Source organism: Streptomyces sp. NPDC054786, from assembly GCF_053611685.1.
Map to the genome: position 1 here is coordinate 56,839 of NZ_JBSHAW010000027.1, position 21,943 is coordinate 78,781.

General features: G+C 72.4%; 20 protein-coding genes. 11 read left to right on the plus strand and 9 right to left on the minus strand.

Annotated features, from left to right (window positions below; all coding sequences use genetic code 11):
• Positions 1-48: 48 nt before the first annotated feature.
• Positions 49-1,278: a signal recognition particle-docking protein FtsY gene (ftsY, locus tag ACWGI6_RS23050; RefSeq protein WP_453269262.1), complete on the plus strand. Its 1,230-nt coding sequence runs from the start codon at positions 49-51 to the stop codon at positions 1,276-1,278.
• A gap of 167 nt (positions 1,279-1,445) precedes the next feature.
• Here the strand turns inward: ftsY and ACWGI6_RS23055 are convergent, their stop codons facing one another.
• The gene (locus ACWGI6_RS23055) at positions 1,446-2,114 is read right to left on the minus strand and encodes a bifunctional DNA primase/polymerase (RefSeq protein WP_453269263.1); all 669 of its coding nucleotides are present in this window, start codon (positions 2,112-2,114) and stop codon (positions 1,446-1,448) included.
• 487 nt (positions 2,115-2,601) lie between these two features.
• Between ACWGI6_RS23055 and nsdA the strand changes: the two genes are divergently transcribed.
• The 5 genes from nsdA to ffh all read left to right on the plus strand — a co-directional run bounded on the left by nsdA (position 2,602) and on the right by ffh (position 10,435).
• Positions 2,602-4,077, plus strand: a complete 1,476-nt coding sequence (nsdA, locus tag ACWGI6_RS23060; RefSeq protein ID WP_453269264.1) for a transcriptional repressor NsdA — start codon at positions 2,602-2,604, stop codon at positions 4,075-4,077.
• 357 nt (positions 4,078-4,434) lie between these two features.
• Positions 4,435-5,775 carry an ammonium transporter gene (locus tag ACWGI6_RS23065; protein ID WP_453269265.1) on the plus strand — a complete coding sequence of 447 codons (1,341 nt, stop codon included), beginning with the start codon at positions 4,435-4,437 and terminating at the stop codon, positions 5,773-5,775.
• Positions 5,772-6,110: a P-II family nitrogen regulator gene (locus tag ACWGI6_RS23070; protein WP_393907224.1), complete on the plus strand. Its 339-nt coding sequence runs from the start codon at positions 5,772-5,774 to the stop codon at positions 6,108-6,110. The genes ACWGI6_RS23065 and ACWGI6_RS23070 overlap by 4 nt, the downstream gene beginning before the upstream one ends.
• 177 nt (positions 6,111-6,287) lie before the next feature.
• Entirely contained in the window at positions 6,288-8,792 is a 2,505-nt protein-coding gene (locus ACWGI6_RS23075) for a [protein-PII] uridylyltransferase (protein WP_453269266.1), read from the plus strand.
• A 95-nt stretch (positions 8,793-8,887) separates the two neighbouring features.
• Positions 8,888-10,435, plus strand: coding sequence for a signal recognition particle protein (ffh, locus tag ACWGI6_RS23080; RefSeq protein ID WP_453269267.1), 1,548 nt, complete (start codon positions 8,888-8,890; stop codon positions 10,433-10,435).
• A gap of 358 nt (positions 10,436-10,793) precedes the next feature.
• On the opposite strand, the gene ACWGI6_RS23085 is transcribed toward ffh, so the two are convergent.
• The 8 genes from ACWGI6_RS23085 to ACWGI6_RS23120 all read right to left on the minus strand — a co-directional run bounded on the left by ACWGI6_RS23085 (position 10,794) and on the right by ACWGI6_RS23120 (position 18,473).
• On the minus strand, positions 10,794-11,963 hold the full coding sequence (locus tag ACWGI6_RS23085) for an alanine racemase (RefSeq protein WP_453269268.1): 1,170 nt from the start codon (positions 11,961-11,963) through the stop codon (positions 10,794-10,796).
• Positions 11,964-11,965: 2 nt separating this feature from the next.
• Positions 11,966-13,171: an aminotransferase class V-fold PLP-dependent enzyme gene (locus tag ACWGI6_RS23090; RefSeq protein WP_453269269.1), complete on the minus strand. Its 1,206-nt coding sequence runs from the start codon at positions 13,169-13,171 to the stop codon at positions 11,966-11,968.
• On the minus strand, positions 13,168-14,154 hold the full coding sequence (locus ACWGI6_RS23095; protein WP_453269270.1) for a phosphotriesterase family protein: 987 nt from the start codon (positions 14,152-14,154) through the stop codon (positions 13,168-13,170). The genes ACWGI6_RS23090 and ACWGI6_RS23095 overlap by 4 nt, the downstream gene beginning before the upstream one ends.
• A gap of 54 nt (positions 14,155-14,208) precedes the next feature.
• Positions 14,209-15,594, minus strand: coding sequence for a YhfT family protein (locus ACWGI6_RS23100; protein WP_453269271.1), 1,386 nt, complete (start codon positions 15,592-15,594; stop codon positions 14,209-14,211).
• A 3-nt stretch (positions 15,595-15,597) separates the two neighbouring features.
• The gene (locus ACWGI6_RS23105; RefSeq protein WP_453269272.1) at positions 15,598-15,957 is read right to left on the minus strand and encodes a DUF2620 family protein; all 360 of its coding nucleotides are present in this window, start codon (positions 15,955-15,957) and stop codon (positions 15,598-15,600) included.
• Positions 15,954-16,358 carry a transcriptional antiterminator gene (locus ACWGI6_RS23110; RefSeq protein ID WP_453269273.1) on the minus strand — a complete coding sequence of 135 codons (405 nt, stop codon included), beginning with the start codon at positions 16,356-16,358 and terminating at the stop codon, positions 15,954-15,956. The genes ACWGI6_RS23105 and ACWGI6_RS23110 overlap by 4 nt, the downstream gene beginning before the upstream one ends.
• 186 nt (positions 16,359-16,544) lie before the next feature.
• Positions 16,545-17,528: a GntR family transcriptional regulator YhfZ gene (yhfZ, locus tag ACWGI6_RS23115; protein WP_453269274.1), complete on the minus strand. Its 984-nt coding sequence runs from the start codon at positions 17,526-17,528 to the stop codon at positions 16,545-16,547.
• 78 nt (positions 17,529-17,606) lie between these two features.
• A complete protein-coding gene (locus tag ACWGI6_RS23120; protein ID WP_453269275.1) occupies positions 17,607-18,473 on the minus strand; it encodes a methyltransferase domain-containing protein in 867 nt (288 codons plus the stop codon).
• A 547-nt stretch (positions 18,474-19,020) separates the two neighbouring features.
• On the opposite strand from ACWGI6_RS23120, the gene ACWGI6_RS23125 reads away from it, so the two are divergent.
• The 5 genes from ACWGI6_RS23125 to trmD all read left to right on the plus strand — a co-directional run bounded on the left by ACWGI6_RS23125 (position 19,021) and on the right by trmD (position 21,906).
• Positions 19,021-19,611, plus strand: a complete 591-nt coding sequence (locus ACWGI6_RS23125) for a hypothetical protein (RefSeq protein ID WP_453269276.1) — start codon at positions 19,021-19,023, stop codon at positions 19,609-19,611.
• Between the two features lie 156 nt (positions 19,612-19,767).
• A complete protein-coding gene (rpsP, locus tag ACWGI6_RS23130; RefSeq protein ID WP_030080385.1) occupies positions 19,768-20,208 on the plus strand; it encodes a 30S ribosomal protein S16 in 441 nt (146 codons plus the stop codon).
• 2 nt (positions 20,209-20,210) lie between these two features.
• The gene (locus tag ACWGI6_RS23135) at positions 20,211-20,450 is read left to right on the plus strand and encodes an RNA-binding protein (RefSeq protein WP_003980229.1); all 240 of its coding nucleotides are present in this window, start codon (positions 20,211-20,213) and stop codon (positions 20,448-20,450) included.
• A gap of 101 nt (positions 20,451-20,551) precedes the next feature.
• Positions 20,552-21,097 (plus strand): ribosome maturation factor RimM, encoded by a 546-nt coding sequence (gene rimM, locus ACWGI6_RS23140; RefSeq protein WP_453269277.1) that lies wholly within the window; start codon positions 20,552-20,554, stop codon positions 21,095-21,097.
• Positions 21,097-21,906 carry a tRNA (guanosine(37)-N1)-methyltransferase TrmD gene (gene trmD, locus ACWGI6_RS23145; RefSeq protein ID WP_453269278.1) on the plus strand — a complete coding sequence of 270 codons (810 nt, stop codon included), beginning with the start codon at positions 21,097-21,099 and terminating at the stop codon, positions 21,904-21,906. The genes rimM and trmD overlap by 1 nt, the downstream gene beginning before the upstream one ends.
• The last annotated feature ends 37 nt before the right edge of the window (positions 21,907-21,943 follow it).

The window sequence follows — 21,943 nt, forward strand, 5'->3', positions numbered from 1 at the left end:
GGCGCGTGCAGTCCCCACGGGCGGGGCGTGGCTGATACTGGAGGGGTTATGGAAACCGTGATCCTTGCCGTAGTCATCGCCGTGGTCGTGCTCGGCGCGATCAGCGGGCTCGTCGTCAGCGGCCGCAAGAAGAAGCAGCTGCCGCCGTCCCCCCCGGCTGCCCCGAAGCCCTCCGTTACCGCGCCCCCCGCCGAACCGCATGTCGGCGAGGAGGCCGAGACCCCCCGCGACGAAGAACGTCGCACCATCGAAGAAGTCACGCTGCCCACCGCCGAGGCCCCCGTGGCCGAAGCACCGGCCGCCGAGCCCGAGGCGCCCGCCGCGCCCGAGATCGAGGTCCCCGAGCCCACCGCGGGACGGCTGGTCCGGCTGCGCGCCCGGCTCTCCCGCTCCCAGAACACCCTGGGCAAGGGCCTGCTGACCCTGCTGTCCCGCGAACACCTCGACGAAGAGACCTGGGAGGAGATCGAGGACACCCTGCTGACCGCCGACGTCGGCGTCGCCCCCACCCAGGAGCTCGTCGAGCGGCTGCGTGAGCGGGTCAAGGTCCTCGGCACCCGTACCCCCGAGGGCCTGCGCGCCCTGCTGCGCGAGGAGCTCCTCGCCCTCATCGGCACGGACGCCGACCGCACCGTGCACACCGCCAACGGCATCGGCAACGGCGGCGACGAGATCCCCGGCGTCGTCCTGGTCGTCGGCGTCAACGGCACCGGCAAGACCACCACCACCGGCAAGCTGGCCCGAGTCCTGGTCGCCGACGGCAAGTCCGTGGTCCTCGGCGCCGCCGACACCTTCCGCGCCGCGGCCGCCGATCAGCTGCAGACGTGGGGCGAGCGGGTCGGTGCCCGTACGGTCCGCGGACCCGAGGGCGGCGACCCCGCCTCGATCGCCTTCGACGCGGTGAAGGAGGGCATCGCCGAGGCCGCCGATGTCGTACTGATCGACACCGCGGGCCGGCTGCACACCAAGACCGGACTGATGGACGAGCTCGGCAAGGTCAAGCGGGTCGTCGAGAAGCACGGCCCGGTCGGCGAGGTACTGCTCGTCCTGGACGCCACCACCGGTCAGAACGGCCTGGTCCAGGCCCGGGTGTTCGCTGAGGTCGTGGACATCACCGGTGTGGTGCTCACCAAGCTCGACGGCACCGCCAAGGGCGGCATCATCGTCGCCGTCCAGCGGGAGCTCGGCGTCCCCGTCAAGCTCGTCGGCCTGGGCGAGGGCGCGGACGACCTGGCGCCGTTCGAGCCGGAGGCCTTCGTCGACGCCCTGGTCGACTGAGGCCGCCGCCAGGGCGCCACGCCCGGACCGTCATCGGCCCCCGGACCCGCACCTGGCGGGTAGCGGGGGCCGACGTCGTGTCCCGGGTGCCTGGCCTTCCTGAGCCCCTGCGCGGCGTCGCGGCCCGCGCGCCGCACGGCCGGGTGCGGGCCACGAGCTGCCCGGACTCACCCCGCCGAGCGGTTGCAGACATACGCGAGGGTGCCCACCACCAGTCGCGCTTGCGGCGGCCGGTCCGCGGTGTCCAGCGTCGGCGGGCGCAGCCAGCGCATCGGCCCGTGGCCGCCGAGGTCGGAGGGGGGCGCGGTGATGTGGTCGCCGGGGCCCAGGGAACGCAGGTCGAGCGTGGCGTCGTCCCAGCCCATCCGGTAGAGCAGATCGGGAAGTTCCTTGGCCGCGCCGGGGGCGACGAAGAACAGCGCACGGCGGGTCGGGGTCACCGCGGCCGGGCCGAGCGGCAGGCCCATCCGCTCCAGGCGCGCCAGGGCGTTGCGGCCCGCGGCCTCCGGCACGTCGAGGATGTCGAACGACCGGCCCACCGGGAGGAGGAGCGCGGCGCCCGGCGTCTCGGCCCAGGCCGCGGCGGCCGTCTCCCAGGTGGCCCCGGCCGCCAGCTCCGCGGCGAAGGCCAGCGGATGGGCGCCGGGGAAGGGGCAGTCGGCGGCGCCGCACGAGCAGTCCGTACGGCCGCCGCCCACGCGCACCGCACGGGCACCGGGGACGACATCCCAGCCCCAGAGCCCGGTGTACTCCGCCACCGCCGTGATTTCGGTCGAGCGGGCGCGACGCCGGGAGCTGGAACGCATCTCGCGGATGCCGCCGATCGTGAAGCCCATGCCCCCTCCAACGGGTGGTGCGTGCCAGTGGTTACGAGTCGGCGGGTTGACGACATGGTGTCCTTCACGCTCCGTCGCCGGCCCGCGGTGCCGGTGGTGTGACGTGGTGTGCCGGGTGGTGCGCTGCGTCGTACGAGCCCTTGCGCGCTTCGCTCCGCCCGGCCGTGCTCGACCTGTGTCAAGTCAATCGCGAGAGCCTGTCGGGGAGTTCATACGAAGGGGTGGCGAATGGTGGCGTTTCCGCAATCGGCCTCGCGTGAGGCGTGATCGTAGGATTACTTTCGGTGCACGAACCCCGAAGAGGCATCATTCGCACGGGTATGCCGGTGGCAACGACCGGTGGAGCACAGGCCAAAAGGTGTGGCCGGAATCCGTGGTCGGGTAGATGTACCCCGGACAGGCGTCGCAACAGGCGGCAGGCTGTGGATGGTTCGCAGCACGCACCGGGCAACAGGCATCAAGGCAGCGATCGGGATGGGGGCTTCCAGTGGGTGGCAACGGCGGCAGTGGCGGCACCGACGCCGCCAAACAACCCAACGCAGAGCTGGGTTCGTGGTTCATGCGCAGCGGCTGGTCCAAGGGGGAGCTGGCGCGCCAGGTCAACCGCCGGGCACGCCAGATGGGCGCGCATCACATCAGCACGGACACCTCCCGGGTGCGCCGCTGGCTCGACGGCGAGCAGCCGCGCGAGCCCATTCCGCGGATCCTGTCCGAGCTGTTCTCCGAGCGCTTCGGCTGTGTGGTCGGCATCGAGGAGCTGGGGCTGCGCTCCGCCCACCAGTCCCCGTCCGTCTCCGGCGTGGACCTGCCCTGGGCCGGGGCCCAAACGGTCAGCCTCATCAGCGAGTTCTCGCGCAGCGACCTGATGCTGGCGCGCCGCGGCTTCCTCGGCACCTCCCTCGCCCTCGCCGCAGGACCCGGCCTCATCGAGCCGATGCAGCGCTGGCTGGTCCCGGTGCCCGCGGGCCAGGGCGGTGTGGAGGAGCAGCCCGACCGCGTCCGGCGCCCCGCGCGGCTGTCCAAGCCGGAGCTGGATCTGCTGGAGTCGACGACCGCGATGTTCCGTCAGTGGGACGCGCAGTGCGGCGGCGGGCTACGGCGCAAGGCCGTGGTCGGCCAGCTTCACGAGGTCACCGACCTCCTCCAGGAGCCGCAGCCGGCGGCGGTGGCCAAGCGGCTGTTCAAGGTCGCCGCCGAACTCGCCGAACTCGCCGGCTGGATGAGTTACGACATCGGGCTGCAGCCCACCGCGCAGAAGTACTTCGTGCTGGCGCTGCATGCCTCCAAGGAGGCCGGCGACCGGCCCCTGGGCTCGTACATCCTCTCCAGCATGAGCCGGCAGATGATCCACCTCGGCCGGCCCGACGACGCACTGGAGCTGATCCATCTGGCCCAGTACGGCAGCCGCGAGACGGCCACCCCGCGCACCCAGGCCATGTTGTATGCGATGGAGGCCCGCGCCTACGCCGGAATGGGCCAGCCCAGCAAGGTCAAGCGGGCCGTCCGGATGGCCGACGACACCTTCTCCGACGTCCTGCCCGGTGAGCCCGAACCGGACTGGATCCGCTTCTTCTCCGAGGCCGAGCTGAACGCCGAGAACGCCCACTCCTACCGCGATCTCGCCTATGTCGCCGGCCGCAGCCCCACCTACGCCTCGCTCGCCGAGCCCGTCATGGAGCGCGCCGTGGAGCTGTTCGGCCAGGACCCCGAGCACCAGCGTTCGTATGCGCTCAACCTGATCGGGATGGCCACCGTGCATCTGCTGCAGAAGGAGCCGGAGGCCTGCGCGGCGATGGCGCGGCAGGCCATCCCGTTCGCCCGGCAGGTCCGCTCGGAGCGGGTCAACACCCGGCTGCGCAAGACGGTGGATACCGCGGCACGCGAATTCGGCGGTGTTGCCGAAGTGATCCGGCTCAGTGACGAGCTCACCCGCCAGCTCCCCGAATCAGCGGCGGCCGTCTGACGGCCCGCCCCTCGACTCCGGCCGCGGCCGCCGCCCCGTACAGCCCGACTCGGCTCCCCCATGCCAGGTCACGCGGGCGGCAGCCGCGGCCGGGCTGTTTTTTGCGCCTGAGCCGGCGCCGCTTTCGCGGAGGTCGCTGGGCGCCGTGGGGGTTGCTCAATTGGGGGTTTCGGTGGGTTGAACGGGTGATGCCGGGCTGATCTGGCAGTTCATCGAGGCGTAACACGGGGGCCGTCTTCGTCACTGCGGTGAAACACCCGCAAGGTTTGGCCGAAACCACGCTGCGACAACCTCATCGCGAAGTCGGCCCACCAGAAACACGCCCGCACGGGCCGCATCGACGACGAGGAGACGCCGATGCCCCCAGGCATCCTGACGCTTGCAGCAGACAAGGTGACGCTCAGCCCGGCGAACACCGGGTTCATGCTGATCTGCTCCGCACTGGTGATGATCATGACCCCCGGGCTCGCCTTCTTCTACGGCGGCATGGTCCGGGTCAAGAGCGTGCTCAACATGCTGATGATGAGCTTCATCAGCCTGGGCATCGTCACCATCCTGTGGGTCCTGTACGGCTTCGGACTCACCTTCGGCACCGACAAGGGCGGCTTCATCGGCTGGGACGGTCACTTCGCCGGACTCAGCGGCATCGGACTGACCGAGCTGTGGGGAACCAGCAGCATCCCGGTCTATGTGTTCGCTGCCTTCCAGCTGATGTTCGCGATCATCACGCCCGCCCTGATCAGCGGTGCGCTCGCCGATCGGGTGAAGTTCACCGCCTGGGCGCTGTTCATCGCCCTGTGGGTCACCATCGTGTACTTCCCGGTCGCCCACTGGGTCTGGGGCGAGGGCGGCTGGCTCTTCGAGCTGCACGTCATCGACTTCGCCGGCGGCACCGCCGTGCACATCAACGCCGGTGCGGCGGCACTCGGCGTGATCCTCGTCGTCGGCAAGCGCATCGGCTTCAAGAAGGACCCGATGCGGCCGCACAGCCTGCCCCTGGTGATGCTCGGCGCCGGACTGCTGTGGTTCGGCTGGTTCGGCTTCAACGCCGGCTCCTGGCTCGGCAACGACGACGGCATCGGCGCGGTCGCCTTCGTCAACACCCAGGTCGCCACCGCCGCCGCGATGCTCGGCTGGCTGGCGTACGAAAAGCTCCGGCACGGCTCGTTCACCACGCTCGGCGCGGCCTCCGGCGCGGTCGCCGGACTCGTCGCGATCACCCCGGCCTGCGGCGCGGTCAGCCCGCTGGGCGCCATCGCGGTCGGTGTGATCGCCGGTGTGCTGTGCGCCATGGCCGTCAATCTCAAGTACAAGTTCGGCTACGACGACTCCCTCGACGTCATCGGCGTCCACCTCGTCGGCGGTGTCGTCGGGTCGCTGCTGATCGGCCTGTTCGCCACCGGCGGGGTACAGAGCAAGGCCAAGGGCCTGTTCTACGGCGGCGGCTTCGACCAGCTCGGCAGGCAGGCCGTCGGTGTGGTCTGTGTGCTGCTGTACTCCCTGGTCGTCTCGTACCTCCTTGCCAAGGTCATCGACCTGGTGATGGGCTTCCGGGTCGGCGAGGACGAGGAGGTCGCCGGCATCGACCAGGCCGCGCATGCGGAGACCGCGTACGACTTCGCCGGCGCGGGCGGCGGCACGGTCGGCCGCAAGGGACCGGCACTCGGCGAGGCCCTGACAAAGAAGGTGGACGCGTGAAGCTCATCACGGCAGTAATCAAGCCGCACCGGCTGGACGAGGTGAAGGACGCCCTGCAGGCATTCGGGGTGCAGGGTCTGACGCTCACCGAGGCCAGCGGCTACGGCAGGCAGCGCGGGCACACGGAGGTGTACCGCGGCGCCGAGTACACCGTCGACCTGGTGCCGAAGATCCGCATCGAGGTGCTGGTCGAGGACGCCGACGCAGAAGAGCTGATGGACGTCGTCGTCAAGGCGGCGCGCACCGGCAAGATCGGCGACGGGAAGGTCTGGAGCCTCCCCGTCGACGACGCGGTACGGGTGCGGACCGGGGAGCGGGGACCGGACGCACTGTGACGGCACCGCCGCCGTGGCGCGGCTCCGGCCCTGGAGCGGTATCCGCCGCCGGGGCCGGAGCGGACGCCCGAGCGGCGGATGGCCGCCCGCCCCGCAGCGGCCCAGACTGAAGGTGCCGGCACGACGCACGGGGAAGACGGAGACGGCGGGGGACCACACGACCGAGGAGCGCGCGCGGTGACGGAGAGCGTCGAGGAAACGGCAGGACCGGCCGGAGCACCGGGCCCGGCGCACGATCCCGTGCCCGCCCCGGAAGGCGGCTACCCAGCGGCCAGGCTGCGGCTCCTCCAGGACGAGGCGGCCATCGGACCCGACCGGCGCGCCGCCCTCGCCCGGCTGACCGACGACTGGCTGGCTGACCTGCTGAACCGGCACACCACCGCCGCCGGACTGTCCGGGACCGCCCTGGTCGCCGTCGGCGGCTACGGCCGCGGCGAACTCTCCCCGCGCAGCGATCTCGACCTGCTTCTGCTGCACGACGGCCGCGCCGACGCCGGCGACCTCGCCGCGCTCGCCGACCACCTCTGGTACCCCGTCTGGGACCTCGGTCTGGCCCTCGACCACTCCGTACGCACCCCCGCCGAGGCCCGTAAAGCGGCCCACGGGGACCTGAAGGTGCAACTGGGCCTGCTCGACGCCCGCCACCTGGCCGGCGACCCGGAACTGACCGGCGCGCTGCGCACCGCCGCCTACGCCGACTGGCGCGAAAGCGCCCCCAAGCGGCTCCCGGAACTCCACGACCTGTGCCAGGAGCGCGCCGAGCGGCAGGGCGAACTCCAATACCTGCTCGAACCCGACCTCAAAGAGGCCAGGGGCGGGCTCCGGGACGCCACCGCGCTCCGTGCGGTCGCCGCCTCCTGGCTCGCCGACGCCCCGCGCGGCGGTCTCGAAGCCGCCCGCACCCGGCTGCTCGACACCCGCGACGCGCTCCATCTGACCACCGGCCGCGCCACCGACCGGCTCTCCCTCCAGGAGCAGGACCAGGTCGCCGGCGCCCTCGGCATGCTGGACGCGGACGCCCTGCTGCGGCAGACCTACGAATCCGCCCGCACCATCTCCTACGCGGCCGATGTCACCTGGCGCGAGGTCGGCCGGGTGCTGCGCGCCCGCTCCGTCAAACCCATGCTGCGCGGACTGCTGCACGGCCGTACCGCGGGCAAGGGCGAGCGCTCCCCACTCGCCGAGGGCGTCGTCGAACTCGACGGCGAGGCGGTGCTGGCCCGTACGGCACGCCCCGAGCGGGACCCGGTGCTGGTGCTGCGCGCCGCGGCCGCCGCCGCCCAGGCCGGGCTGCCGCTGGCCACCCACAGCATCCGCCGGTGCGCCACGGCCACCGCCACCCGGCCGCTGCCCGTGCCGTGGCCCGCCGAGGCCCGGGAGCAGCTGGTGACGCTGCTGGGCGCGGGCATGCACACCGTGCCCGTATGGGAGGCCCTGGAGGCCGAGGGCATCATCACGCGGCTGCTGCCCGACTGGGAGCGCGTCCGCTGCCGCCCCCAGCGCAACCCCGTCCACACCTGGACCGTGGACCGCCATCTCGTCGAGACCGCCGTACGGGCCTCCGCGCTGACCCGCCGGGTGCACCGCCCCGACCTGCTGCTGATCGCCGCCCTCCTGCACGACATCGGCAAGGGCTGGCCCGGCGACCACTCGGTGGCCGGCGAGACCATCGCCCACGATGTGGCGGCCCGGCTCGGCTTCGGCGCCCGCGACACCGCGGTGATCACCACCCTCGTACGACACCATCTGCTGCTCATCGAGACCGCCACCCGGCGCGATCTGGACGACCCGGCGACCGTCGGCGCGGTCGCCGAGGCGGTCGGCAGCACCGGCACCCTGGAGCTGCTGCACGCGCTGACCGAGGCCGACGCCCTGGCCACCGGGCCCGCCGCCTGGAGCGCCTGGCGCGGCGGACTCGTCGCCGACCTGGTCAAACGGGTCGCCGCGCGGCTCGCGGGGGAACCCGAGACGGAGGTACGGGACGCCGACGAGCCGACCGCGGAGCAGGAGCGGCTGGCGATCGAGGCCCGGCGCACCGGCGGCCCGGTCCTGGCGCTGCATGCGCGCTCCGAACACCCCACCGGGGACGGGGACGGGGACGAAGTGCCCGCCCAGGAACCGGTCGGCGTGGAACTGCTCATCGCCGTGCCGGACCAGCCGGGCGTCCTTGCCGCCGCGGCCGGTGTGCTGGCGCTGCACCGGCTCACCGTCCGCGCCGCCGATCTGCTGCTGCTCGACCCCCTCGACGAGGGCCCGGTCCTGCTGCTGAGCTGGCGGGTGGCCGCCGAATACGGCTCACTGCCACGCTCGGACCGGCTGCGCGCCGATCTGGTCCGCGCCCTGGACGGCTCCCTCGACATCCCCGCCCGTCTCGCCGAGCGCGAACGCGCCTACGCCCGCCGCGCACGGGCCGTGCTCGCCCCGCCGCCCCGGGTCACCGTGGCCGCGGGCAGCTCCCGCACCGCGACCGTCATCGAGGTCCGTGCCCAGGACGCACACGGCCTGCTGCACCGCATCGGCCGCGCCCTGGAGCAGGCCGGCGTCGCCGTCCGCAGCGCCCACATCAGCACCCTGGGCGCGAACGCGGTGGATGCGTTCTATGTCACGGGGGCGGACGGGGAGCCGCTGGCCGACGGTGCGGCCCATGAGGTGGCCACGGCCGTGGAGCGCGCCCTGCAGTAGTGGCCGGGAACAGGGCAGGACCGGTTCGCTTGCGCAGCCGGATACCCTAGAAGCCGACTGCACCCCGCCCCCGACCCCGAGGATCGACGACCGCCGTGTTCGATACGCTTTCCGACCGCTTGGCGAGTACTTTCAAAAACCTCCGGGGCAAGGGCCGCCTGAGCGAGGCGGACATCGACGCCACGGCGCGCGAGATCCGCATCGCGCTGCTCGAGGCGGATGTCGCCCTCCCCGTCGTCCGGGCCTTCATCAAGCAGGTCAAGGAGCGTGCCACCGGCTCCGAGGTCTCCCAGGCGCTGAACCCCGCCCAGCAGGTCATCAAGATCGTCAACGAGGAGCTCGTCGGCATCCTCGGCGGCGAGACCCGCCGGCTGCGGCTCGCCAAGACGCCCCCGACCGTGATCATGCTGGCCGGTCTGCAGGGTGCCGGTAAGACCACCCTCGCCGGAAAGCTCGGCCGCTGGCTCAAGACGCAGGGCCACGCCCCGCTGCTGGTCGCCTGTGACCTCCAGCGCCCCAACGCCGTCAACCAGCTGCAGGTCGTCTCGGAGCGCGCCGAGGTCGCCTTCTACGGCCCCCAGCCCGGCAATGGCGTCGGCGACCCGGTCCAGGTGGCCAAGGACTCGATCGAGTACGCGCGGACCAAGCAGCACGACGTCGTCATCGTCGACACCGCCGGCCGGCTGGGCATCGACCAGGAGCTGATGCAGCAGGCCGCGGACATCCGCGACGCGGTCAGCCCCGACGAGGTCCTCTTCGTCGTCGACGCGATGATCGGCCAGGACGCGGTCAACACCGCCGAGGCGTTCCGCGACGGCGTGGGCTTCGACGGCGTGGTGCTCTCCAAGCTCGACGGTGACGCCCGCGGTGGTGCGGCGCTGTCCATCGCGCACGTCACCGGCAAGCAGATCATGTTCGCCTCCAACGGCGAGAAGCTGGACGACTTCGACGCGTTCCACCCGGACCGCATGGCGTCCCGCATCCTCGGCATGGGCGACATGCTCTCGCTCATCGAGAAGGCCGAGCAGACCTTCAGCCAGGCCGAGGCCGAGAAGATGGCGGCCAAGCTGGCGAAGGGCCCCAAGGAGTTCACCCTCGACGACTTCCTGGCCCAGATGGAGCAGGTCCGCAAGATGGGCTCCATCTCCAAGCTGCTCGGCATGCTGCCCGGCATGGGGCAGATGAAGGACCAGATCAACAACCTCGACGAGCGTGAGGTCGACCGCACAGCCGCCATCATCAAGTCGATGACCCCGGCCGAGCGCCAGGAGCCGACGATCATCAACGGCTCGCGTCGGGCCCGTATCGCCAAGGGTTCCGGTGTCGACGTCAGCGCGGTCAAGGGCCTGGTCGAGCGGTTCTTCGATGCCCGCAAGATGATGTCCAAGATGGCCCAGGGCGGCGGCATGCCCGGCATGCGGGGGATGCCTGGCATGGGCGGTGGCGCTCGGAAGAAGAAGCAGGTCAAGCAGGCCAAGGGCAAGCGCAAGAGCGGTAACCCGATGAAGCGCAAGGCCGAGGAGGAGGCCGCGGCAGCGCGCCGCGAGGCCGCCCAGTCCGGCAACCCGCTGGGCCTGCCGCAGGACGGCCAGGACCCGCAGAACTTCGAACTCCCCGAGGAATTCAAGAAGTTCATGGGCTGAGCCACCACAGCTTCGGCTCACGAGCCCCTGACCGCCGTTGGGTGGTTGGGGGCTTGTTCGGTTGGGGGGGAGGGGGCGCTGTTGGTCCCCGGAACCGACCGTCTACACCCGCCCACCCCCCGAAGGGGGGTGGGCGGCGGGGAAAAACAAAAGGTGTGGGGTGGGCGGCGGGGTAGGGGGCACTCATGGCGGTTGATGCGGTTCATGCGGTTCATGCGGTTCATGCGGGTCGAGTTCGAGCAGTTCATGCGGCTCCGGCCCCCGGCGGACCCGCTTCCGGCCCCCCGGACGCACCTTCCTCACGGCCGCCCCCACCGCTCCCCGACGGCCCCGACGGGCGCCCCTGACCGCTCGCACCTCACCCCTCCCCGACAGCCCGCCCCCAAGGGTCGTAACACCCCGTCAACTCCGGCGCCCCGTCCGCCAGGCCGGACACCACCGCGACCGTGCTGCGGGTGGCGAAAACCTGGGTGCGGAAGGCCAGCAGGGCGGTATCGCCGGGCCGTGCATCGCCGGGAGCCAGCAGCCGGTAGTAGTCGATGTTCTCGGGCGGGGCGCCCTGCACCGCGAGGCGCGCGCCGGTGCGCGGGATCAGCGCGGAGCGGATGGCGGCCCGCGGGTAGAAACCGCCGCCGAACAGCGCCGGCCGGCCGTCGGCGAGGACATGCGCGACCTCACTCACATACACATAGCCGGGCGTCTCCGGCTGCCGCGGCCCGGCGGCGTGCAGGGGAGTGGTGCCGGTCAGCGCGTGCCCCGGCTCCCCGTGCGTGGCGCCGAGCCGGGCCAGCAGCGGCAGGCTCGCCATCGACGTGACGCCGGGGGCGCTCAGCAGCAGCCCGGCCGGGTCGATGCCCCTCCGCTCGGCGAGCAACTCCCGCGCCGTACGGGCCATGGCGAGATTCGGGGTGGCCAGTGGCCGGCCGGTACCGGGGTCGCACCGCAGACACGGGAACGCCGTCACGCCCGCGACGCGTACGCCCGGCAGCCGCTCCGCCGCGTCGGCGAACGCCTCGATCCCGGCCGGCGGCACCCCGCCCTCCTGCCCCGGATACCCCGCGCCGGGCGCCCCCTCGATACGTACGAGGATGTCCTGGACGCGGCCGAGCCGGCCGGCCGCCTCCGAGACGGCACGGGCGTTGGCGAGGTCGTAGACGGTGACCGCTTCCGGGCGCCAGGCCAGCATCTCGGGCAGCGCACGATGGGGGATCTGCACCAGATGACCGAGGTTCCCGGCCCGTGCGCCCGCCGTGTGCAGCACCCGCGCCTCGGGCGGGTCGATGGCGGCGAAGCGTGGGATATGGCGGGCGATGGCCCGGATCAGCTCCGGATTGCGGCCGAGCTGTTTGACCACGAACCAGAGGGAGAGCCCCAGCCGGCCGGCCTCCTCGGCCAGCAGCGCGGCGTTGGCGGTCACCGCGTCCAGATCCATGACATAGGTGTCGGGCGGGATGGCTCCGCTCCGGTGCAGCTCGGTCGCACAGGCGACCAGCCGGGGATTGCGGGCGAGGACGGCGTCGAGAAACACGGTCAGTCCTCCGGGCCGGGCGCGGGGTGCGCTTCGCGGGCCGGCCGGCGCGCGCCCGCGTTGCCTCCGCCCGCGTCGTGGCGTTCCGCGCCGCGGCCCTCCCCGCCGTACCGCAGGTCCGTCAGCGCCCTCCGCAGGATGTCCAGTACGAGGTCCGCGCCGGCCCGCATGGGGTTGATCCGTACGGCCCAGTCCGCGAGTTCGGGGGCGTCGGCCAGCGCGGAGCCGGACAGACGGTAGAAGAGCGGGGCGATCTCGTAGCGGGAGTTGGCGCCGACCGGGTACGGGGCGGCGCCGTGCCGTGCGGCGGCGGCCGGCAGCGCGTGGGCCAGCGGGCGGGCCAGGCGCACCAGCACACACCGGTCCTGCGCATTGGCGAGCGCGGCCTCGGCGACGCCCGGCACCTCACCGGCCGTCAGCCGCCCGGCGACCTCGGCCGCCACCTGTGACTGCACCGCCCACATCACCGGTACATGGGTCAGCGCCCGCAAGGCGTCCAGCGCCTGATGTCCCTGGACCTGTCCGCCGCCCGAGTAGTTGTCCCGGTGCACCCGCGCCACCAGGTCCGCCTCGCCCACCACGGCGCCGACGCCCTCCGGGCCGTGCAGCTTGAACAGCGAGAAGCAGGAGGCGTCGGCGCCCAGTTCGACCCCGCAGCGCGGGACCCGCAGCGCCGCATAGTTGTCGTCCACGACGGTGCGCACGCCCGCGGTCCGGCAGGCCGCCAGCACCGCGCCCAGGTCGTAGGAGTCCCCGAGGCGCTGCCGGGTGTGCTGGACGTACGCCCGGCGGAAGTCCCCGGAGGCCAGGGCGCGGGCAGGCTCCCGCGGATCGTTGAAGTCCGCTTCGACGGTCCGTATGCCCAGGCCGCGCAGGGTGTGGGCGGTGGTGCGGTAGACGGGCGCGCGGTGGATCAGCAGCGGATCGCCCGCATCCAGGACGGCGGCGAGCGCGGCCCGGATGGCGCCGGTGCCCGCGCCCTGCACCAGCGCCGCGGCCTCGGCCCCGAAGAAGTCGGCGAGCACCGCCTCGACCCGGGCGGTGGTACGCGGGCGGCCGAGCCCCGGCAGCACTCCGGCGTCCGCCGCGAAGAGCTGGGGCCCTTCGAAGTGCCGGGCGGTGCACTCCAGCAGCCGGAACTGCCGGGCCAGGGCGTCGGGCACGGTGACGGCCGGGAGGGGGAAGGTCCGGGGCAGCCGCACGCTCATTCCGGGGCGCCTTCCGGCGGGCGGCTGCCGGCAGCCGGCGGCCCGCCGTCCGCGCCGTACCGCCCGGTGAGAAACCGCAGCGGATTGCGCCGCGTCAGCCGGTCGATCAGCTCCTCGTCCAGCCCGGCCGCCCGCAGCCGCGGCAGAAAGGACCGGAACAGATGCCCGTAGCCCATACCGCCCTCGCTGACCAGGTAGCCGTGGCGGGAGACATCGCAGCTGAGCAGCACCCGGTCGGCGTGTCCGGACTCCAGGAGCGCCAGCAGCAGCCGCAGCCGCGCCCGGTCGCTCTGGTAGCTCTCCTTGCCGACGGTGTCGAACGCGATGTACGCACCGGCCGCCGCCAGCTCCCGGTGCACGGCCGGATCGTCGAGCAGGTCCTGGTGGCCGATGCTGACGCGGTGCGGCGGCAGCCCGGCCGCCGTCAGCAGCTCCAGCTGGGCCAGGCCGCCGCGGCCGAACTGGGCATGGGTGGCCACCGACAGACCGGTCGCCGTTGCGGCGAGTGCCGCCGCGGTCAGCGTGCGGGCCTCCGGCTCGCTCGGCAGATCGCCGTGGCTGCCGACCTCGCCGATCACCCCGGGACGGATCCCGGAGCCACCGCAGCCGCGCTCGATCTCCCCGACCAGGGTCCTGGCCAGCTGCTCGGCGCTGGTGCGGCTCAGTTCCGCGGGGTGGAACGGCTCGTAGTACCAGCCGGTCGCCGCGATGACCGCGACCCCCGAATCCGCGGCGATCCGGGCCATCGAGGCCACATCGCGCCCCATGCCCCGGCAGGTGAGTTCGATGACCAGGGAGAGCCCGAACTCGGCGCGCAGCGAGGCCAGTTCCTCGGTGATCGCGGCCCGGTGCCCGGGGGTCAGGGTCGCCGCGCTGTCGGCGCCCCGGGTCAGATCGAGCGCCAGATGCTCATGGGCGAGCACCGGGCCGCGCACGGCGGATGCGGGCAGCGGGCCCGAGACGGTTTGCAGCAGATCGTTCATCAGTGCCTTCCCGGCCGCCCGGCGCGGCCGAACCCCGTCCGGGCGCGAAACCCGTCAGGAGGTGAGAGGGGTGAACAGGTCCAGCCAGTACAGGACGTTGAGCAGGACGCCGCCGACGACGACCGCGGCGGGCCCCGCGGCCGTGCGGACCACGACCCGCCCCATCGCCTCGTTCAGCAGGTACAGCCCCCCGACGAGCAGGATGCCCAGCCCGCCGCCCATCGCCTGGGCGGCCAGCAACGAGCCGAAGAGCAGGGCCAGTTGCAATGTCGCGCCGATCGCGCCGCGCAGCTGCTCGGAGGAGTCGCGTACGGACGGCAGCCCGCCGAGCACCCGGCCGATCCCGCTCAGCGCCAGCACCTCGACGCCGAAGACCAGCGCCCCGCACACCAGCGCCCACCACGGGCTCGGCAGCAGATAGCCGATCGGATAGACGAAGGTGAAGCCCGCGATGCCGTACGCACCGGAGGCCAGCGCGGTGGTGGCGATGAGCGGCAGGAACCCGAAGGCGCGGTAGAAGTCGAGCTGCGCCGCCTCCGCGGACCGTCCCTTCGCGATCAGAAAGCTCGTCGCCTCACCGCCGCCGAATATGTGCAGCTGCGCCAGCAGACACACCCCGGCGCCCAGCGCCATGAACAGCGGCAGATGGCGGCGCAGCCGGGCCGCGCTCGCGCTGAACAGCGACACCATGGGGTCGTCGTCCGGCACCGCAGGCCGCTCCTGTGCCGCCTGTGCCCGCTCTTCCGCCGCCTGTGCCCGCTCCGTACGCCGCTGCCGCAGATCCTTGGCGACCGCGAAGCCGATCAGCAGCAGTACCCCGGCGGCCATCGCCGGCGCCCCGGCGAACACCTTCGGCCACAGCTTCATCGTGACGACGACGAGCGCGAGCTCCACGACGCCCGCCACCGCGCCCGGCAGCCTGCCGAACTGCTTGCTGATCGCCAGCACCGGGAACAGCGTGAAGAGGAACAGGATCGGCGTCGACATCTGCTGCATGGCCGTCAGAAAATCGACCGGCAGCTTGTGCGCCATCTCGTTGGCGCCCTTGAGCCCGAAGACCACCACCGCGCCCCAGGCCCCGCCGAGCACCGGCGCGAGCCACTTCTTCGGCGCGAGAATGCCCAGCAGATCGGTCGGCAGGAACACCAGCCAGGGGTTGAGCACGCCCGATGACAGTGCCATCGGCGCGCCCAGACCGAAGATGAACCCGGCCGACAGCCCGAAGGAGACCGCACCGGTCGCATTGCGGGTGGTCCGCCCCTGTATGAAGTCCAGCATGAACGGCCGTACGCCGTCGTTGAACACCGCCAGCGCCAGATGCGCCAGGTACGCGGTCAGCGCGCACAGCGCGATGACGGTCAGCTGCCCGGCCGTCGAGAAGTCGAGCGCACCGGCCGCGGCAGCCGGACCCGGGTGCGCGGCGGCGGGGAGGGCGCCCATGGGTCAGGCCGTACGGGCGGCGATGGCGCGGGCGAGTACGGGGGTGACGGCGTCCATCTGGTCGAGGGCGTACCCGAACACCCTCTTGCCCTCGTCGAGCAGCGCCTCGGTCTGCTCCGTGGTGGGCACCGACCGCCCGAAGGTGTGGCAGACGGCCGCGCCCAGCAGCCCGACCAGCACACCGAGCGAGGCCCCGGCCCCGGTGTGGCAGGTGCCGAGGAAGTAGTCGGCCCGCCCGGCCCGCAGCTGCACCGCGGCGTCCATGTCGTTGCTGACGGCGATCTCGACGCCCGGCAGCCCGAGCCCGGTCACTCGGCCGGCGACCTCGGACTTGCCGAGGCCACCGGTGAGGATCTTGGTCATGGGGTGTCCCTTCGCGGTCGGGCCGCGGGCACCGCCGGGCCCCCGCGCCATACGGCCAGATGCAGCGCCAGGAAGTTGACCTCCGAGCCGGAGAGCATCGCACCCAGCTCGCGCTGTGCCCGTATGGCGACGGCGCGGGCCCGGGCCAGCGCCTCGGGATGGGCCGCGAGCTCCACTGCCACCGCCGCATCCGTACGGAACGCCTCGACGGTCTCGCCGTCCAGCAGCCTGGTCAGCGCCATCAGCAGATGGCTGGTCAACATCCCCGCGCTGTCCTCGGTGACCGGCCGTCCCTCGGCGGCCAGTGCCTCCAGCTCGGCCGTCACGAACGCGGCGACCTGCGGCCGCACCTGCCCGCTGTCGCGGAAGAGCCGGATGCGCCGGGCGAGCCGGGATTCCATGGGCGGCCGTCCTTCCCTCGAAGGCAACAGTAACCAGGATTCTGGATTTTGCTCCCTAACATGCCGTCACTTTTTGCCCGGCGGCCGAGGCTGTCCCCACGCGCTCCGCAGGCCAACGGCGCCTGCGGCCGGGCCGGGTGAACGGACCGGTCCGGGCAGCAGGCCCCGCCGGTGCACGGCCGGACCTCAGTACGCCGGAACGCGCTCGCCCCGCAGCACCTCGCCCTGCACGGCCGTGACCGTCGACAGCTTCACCGCATCCCGTACGGCCGCCAGCGCCCCGGCCCCCGCCTCCCCCGTACGGCCTATCAGCGCGGCGCTCGCATGGCGCACCGCCAGATCGCGGGTGAGCTCGTCGCCCAGCGGCAACACCTGCATCTCCGCGACCGGTTGACCCCGTACCGGTCCAAGTACCTCGTCGAGGTTCCACACCGTGGCATCGGCCCGGCCCTGCGCCAGCTCCTCCCAGGGCTGCAGGGAGGAACACGGCACCCACTCCACGTCCGGACGGTGCCCGAAGACCCGCTCGGTGAGCATCCGCTGATCCTCCGAGGCGTCGTCGACGGCGATCCGCAGACCGGGGGAGCCGAGCGTGACCCCGGGCCGCAACAGCAGGCCGTGCTCGCCGGCGTAGGTGGCCGGGCCCAGATCGGCGATCAGCTCGACGGGCTGCCGCCCGATCAGCCGGTCGGCGGCGAAGCGGGACAGCACCGCCAGCTCGGCCCTGCCCTCGGCCAGCGCCGCGACCCGGGCGGCCGCACCCCGCAGGAAGGTGATCGCGAACGGTGCGCCGGCCTCCTCGAATGCCGTCCGCAGGCCCGTCGCGAGTCCTTCGAATCGCAGGGAGTGCGGCAGCGGCATCGCGGCCGGCACCGTGCCGAGGCCGGACAGGCGCCACAGGACGGCGCGGTCCGACCCGACGAGGAAGGTGCCGAGATGCCCCCGGGCGACGGTCTTGATCGCGCCCGCCTCCTCCAGGAGCCGGAGCGCGGCCTGCACCGTGCCGTTGCCCACCCCCAGCCGCTCGGCGAAGTCGCGGACCCGCGGCAGCCGCATCCCCGCGCCGTCGGCGCCCTGCCGGATCAGCAGGGCCGCCAACTGCCGGGCGGCGTGCCCGTTGCGGGTCAGGAGCCGCTCGTCGAGGCCGCCGGGGCCATGGATGCCGTTCACACAAATGACAGTAAACAGGATCCTGGATACTGCCAAACGCCCGCCGGATGCCCACCCCGGGCCTGCCGCCGGCCCGCGCTACCGCGTCCGCGCGATCAGATAGCGGAAGACATTCGGCATCCACACCGTCCCGTCCGCCCGCTGGTACGGATGCAACGCCTCCGCGAGCTCCTTCTCCACCTGACGCTGCTCGGCCGCCTCCAGCGCCGCATCGAACAGCCCCGTCGACAGCAGCCCGCGCACCGCACTCGCCAGATCGGCGTACCCGAACGGGCAGGCCACCCGGCCCGAACCGTCGGGCCGCAGCCCGGCCCGCTCCGCCAGCTCCTCCAGATCGTCCCGGCCGCTGGGCCGCCATCCCGTGGAGCCGACGACATAGCCGCCCGGTGGTCCGGCCGGCGGCTGCGCCACCCGCAGCACCCCGGCCGTGGCACACCGCTCCACCGGGCCCCAGCCGCCCAGCACCACCGCACTGCCGCGCTCCGCCAGCCCGGCCGCCGCGGTGAGCGATGCCGTCAGCCCCTCGACCGTGCTCACACAGCCCACCGGGTGGAACGCCGTGACCACATTGAAGGCGGCGTCCTCGGGCGCCGCGTCCTCCAGACCACCGCTGACCAGCCGGGTGTGCTCCGGCATACCGTCCGGCGTGAGCCGCTCACGCGCCAGCTCCAGCCGGGACTCGTCCACATCGACCCCACTGACCTGCGCGCCCCGCGCCGCCGCGAGCAGCAGTGCCAGACCGGAGCCACAGCCGAGACCCAGCAGACGGGTACCGGGACCGATCCCCAAACGGTCGTACGCGGCTTCGTACAGCGGCACCAGCATCCGCTCCTGGATCTCGGCCCAGTCACGGGTGCGCGCCCGTGACCGGGCCGGAACGGGCGGGTCGTCGCAGCGCATGGATCCGGACCGCGGAAGCTGGTGCCGCACGAGCGTGGGTGACATCGCTAGCGCCCCTATTCGCCGAGAACCCGAAGCTGCTCCGTACCGATCGTCCCCGTGATTCGCGCGTGGTGCGCCCCCCGCGATCCAGACAACTGCGCATTCGTCCGGGCGTCCAGGGGGTGCGCCGGGGTTGTCTCCCGAGCGCCCCCGTGTGCGCCGGGCCCGCTCCCTGGAGCGCCGTTCCAGGGTGCCCCGGCCCGCGCCGTTCCGCCACGGCAGCGCCCGCCACCCGGACGCTCCCCGCGCCCCGGGGTGCCGGTCGGCCACCCGCCTCCACCGGCCCCTACGGTGGGACAGGAGCCGGTTCCGCCGGGCACAGGCGGCCCCCGTACGATCACCGCGGTGATCGTTGCCCCGGTATACGACCGGCTACGCCATGCGGCGTACGCGGGGATACGTACCGGCTTGAGGGCTGCTGGGCGCCTTCTGCGCAGATCTGCGCACCCGCCCTCGGCACGACTCATGACCGGAAACTGACTGGTACGTGCAAATTATTTGGGATGCCCCGGAATCGGAACACTGGGCAACCCCGGCTCGTTGTTACGACGTGAGCACGACACCGCCTGTCCTCGCCGCCGAACTGGCGCTCGCCTGGGCCGATATTCAACGGCACCATCCCGAGCTGCCGGACCTGGCCGCGCCCGAGTCCCTGATCGGAGAGTCCTCGTCCGCCTGTGGCGCCGAACTCTCCTTCGAACGGCTGCTCCATGAGGCAGTCCACGGCATCGCCGCCGCCCGCGGCGTCCGCGACACCTCCCGCGCAGGCCGCTACCACAACCGCCGCTTCCTGGCGATCGCCGAGGAGCTGGGCCTGGACCATGTCGACGAGCCGCACCCCAGCAGTGGCTTCTCCCTGGTCACCCTCAATCCCGAGGCCAGGAGGCGCTACCGCACCACCATCGAACGACTGGCCAGAGCTCTGAAGGCGCACACCGTCGCCACCGCCACCGACACCGCCCGCAGCTTCCGGGGCCCGGCCGCCCGGCACGGCTCCTCCGGAGGGGGCGTCCGCGTCAAGGCCGTCTGTGACTGCGGGCGCAACGTCCGCGTCGTACCGTCCGTGCTCGCCCAGGCGCCGATCGTCTGCGGTGGCTGCGGAAAGCCCTTCCGCATCCCCGAGGTGGCCGCGGTCGGCTGACCCATGGGCGTGTGGCACAATGGCTAGCTGTACTCGACAGTCGCACAGGACCCCTCTCTCCTCCGGCTGACGCGTCCATCGGGCACCCCGAGTACCGCAACCCCACGTGGCATCCCGTTGTGCCCCACCACGTCAAGACCAGGAGACACCACTTCCGTGGCAGTCAAGATCAAGCTGAAGCGTCTGGGCAAGATCCGCGCGCCTCACTACCGCATCGTCATCGCCGACTCCCGTACCCGCCGTGACGGCCGGGCCATCGAGGAGATCGGCCTGTACCACCCGGTGCAGAACCCCTCGCGCATCGAGGTCGACTCCGAGCGTGTCCAGTACTGGCTGGGTGTCGGCGCGCAGCCGACCGAGCCCGTCATGGCCATCCTCAAGGTCACCGGCGACTGGCAGAAGTTCAAGGGCCTGCCCGCCCCGGCGCCGATGAAGGTCGCCGAGCCGAAGGCCGACAAGCGCGCCCTCTTCGAGGCCGCTGCCAAGGACTCCGGCAATGAGCCGAAGGGTGAGGCCATCACCCCGAAGGCGAAGAAGGCTGACAAGAAGGCGGACGAGGCTGCGGCCGAGTCCACCTCCGAGTCGACCGAGGCCTGAGCATGCTCGAGGAAGCCCTCGAGCACCTCGTCAAGGGCATCGTCGACAACCCCGATGACGTGCAGGTAGCCTCGCGCACCCTGCGCCGCGGGCGCGTGCTCGAGGTCCGGGTCCACCCCGACGACCTCGGCAAGGTGATCGGCCGCAACGGCCGTACCGCCCGCGCCCTGCGGACCGTCGTGGGCGCCATCGGCGGCCGTGGCATCCGCGTCGATCTCGTCGACGTGGACCAGGTCCGCTGACAAGTTGAACACCGGCTCGGGCCGGGGAGGGCTTCTGGCCCACCCCGGCCCGCAGTCGTCTACGGAGACCTGCCGTAGGCACACGCAAGGGAGAAAACAGCGTGCAGTTGGTAGTGGCACGGATCGGCCGCGCCCACGGCATCAAGGGTGAGGTCACGGTAGAGGTACGCACCGACGAGCCCGAACTGCGGCTCGCCCCGGGCGCCGTCCTCGCCACCGAACCGTCCTCCGTCGGACCGCTCACCATCGCGACCGGCCGGGTGCACAGCGGCCGGCTGCTGCTGCGCTTCGAGGGTGTCGCGGACCGTACGGCCGCCGAGGCGCTGCGCAACACCCTGCTGATCGCGGAGGTCGACCCCGAGGAAGTCCCCGAGGACCCCGAGGAGTTCTACGACCACCAGCTGATCGACCTCGATGTCGTCACCCGCGCCGGCACCGCCGTCGGACGGATCTCCGAGATCTCCCATTTGCCCTACCAGGACCTGCTGGTCGTCCAGCGGCCCGACGGCAGCGAGGTGTTGATCCCGTTCGTCTCCGAGATCGTCCCGGAGATCGACCTGGAGGAGCAGCGCGCCGTCGTCGACCCGCCGCCCGGCCTCCTCGACGACAGTCAGGCGGAGATCGCCAGCAGCCGCGAGGACAGCTGATGCGGCTCGATGTCGTCACGATCTTCCCGGAGTACCTCGAACCGCTGAACGTCTCGCTCGTTGGCAAGGCCCGCGCCCGCGGACAGCTCGATGTGCGCATCCACGACCTGCGGGAGTGGGCCCACGACAAGCACAACACCGTCGACGACACCCCGTACGGCGGCGGCCCGGGCATGGTCATGAAGCCCGAGCCGTGGGGTGAGGCGCTCGATCAGATCCTCGCGTCCGGTGAGGGCGCACCGGTGATCGTCGTCCCCACCCCGAGCGGTGCCCCGTTCACCCAGCAGCTCGCCGTCGAACTCTCGGCCAAGCCCTGGCTGGTGTTCACCCCGGCCCGCTACGAAGGCATCGACCGACGCGTCATCGAGGAGTACGGCGACCGCGTCGATGTCCGCGAGGTCTCCATCGGCGACTACGTCCTGGCCGGCGGCGAGGCGCCGGTGCTGGTCATGGTCGAGGCGGTGGCCCGGCTGCTGCCCGGCGTCCTCGGCAATGCCGCCTCCCACCAGGACGACTCCTTCGCCCCCGGCGCGATGGCCGACCTCCTGGAGGGCCCCGTCTACACCAAGCCTCCCGAGTGGCGTGGCCGCGGCATCCCCGAGGTACTGCTCAGCGGCCACCACGGCAAGATCGCCCGCTGGCGCCGCGACGAGGCCTTCCGCCGCACCGACCTCAACCGCCCCGATCTGATCGAGCGCGCCGACCCCGCCGCGTTCGACAAACACGACCGCGCGATCCTGGCCGCTCTTGGCTGGTCGGCGGGCGAGGACGGCCGATTTGGGCGGGGGACCGGGGACGTGGAAGAATAGGCCGCTGCTGTGTGCGTCCGGCGCGCGCCCCTGCCAC

Excerpts from the sequence above, each read along its gene's own strand:
- ftsY (WP_453269262.1), top strand. The coding sequence starts at position 49 with ATGGAAACCGTGATCCTTGCCGTAGTCATCGCCGTGGTCGTGCTCGGC.
- ACWGI6_RS23055 (WP_453269263.1), bottom strand. The coding sequence starts at position 2,114 with ATGGGCTTCACGATCGGCGGCATCCGCGAGATGCGTTCCAGCTCCCGG.
- ACWGI6_RS23065 (WP_453269265.1), top strand. The coding sequence starts at position 4,435 with ATGCCCCCAGGCATCCTGACGCTTGCAGCAGACAAGGTGACGCTCAGC.
- ACWGI6_RS23090 (WP_453269269.1), bottom strand. The coding sequence starts at position 13,171 with ATGAGCGTGCGGCTGCCCCGGACCTTCCCCCTCCCGGCCGTCACCGTG.
- ACWGI6_RS23095 (WP_453269270.1), bottom strand. The coding sequence starts at position 14,154 with ATGAACGATCTGCTGCAAACCGTCTCGGGCCCGCTGCCCGCATCCGCC.
- ACWGI6_RS23100 (WP_453269271.1), bottom strand. The coding sequence starts at position 15,594 with ATGGGCGCCCTCCCCGCCGCCGCGCACCCGGGTCCGGCTGCCGCGGCC.
- ACWGI6_RS23105 (WP_453269272.1), bottom strand. The coding sequence starts at position 15,957 with ATGACCAAGATCCTCACCGGTGGCCTCGGCAAGTCCGAGGTCGCCGGC.
- ACWGI6_RS23110 (WP_453269273.1), bottom strand. The coding sequence starts at position 16,358 with ATGGAATCCCGGCTCGCCCGGCGCATCCGGCTCTTCCGCGACAGCGGG.
- ACWGI6_RS23120 (WP_453269275.1), bottom strand. The coding sequence starts at position 18,473 with ATGTCACCCACGCTCGTGCGGCACCAGCTTCCGCGGTCCGGATCCATG.
- ACWGI6_RS23135 (WP_003980229.1), top strand. The coding sequence starts at position 20,211 with ATGCTCGAGGAAGCCCTCGAGCACCTCGTCAAGGGCATCGTCGACAAC.
- trmD (WP_453269278.1), top strand. The coding sequence starts at position 21,097 with ATGCGGCTCGATGTCGTCACGATCTTCCCGGAGTACCTCGAACCGCTG.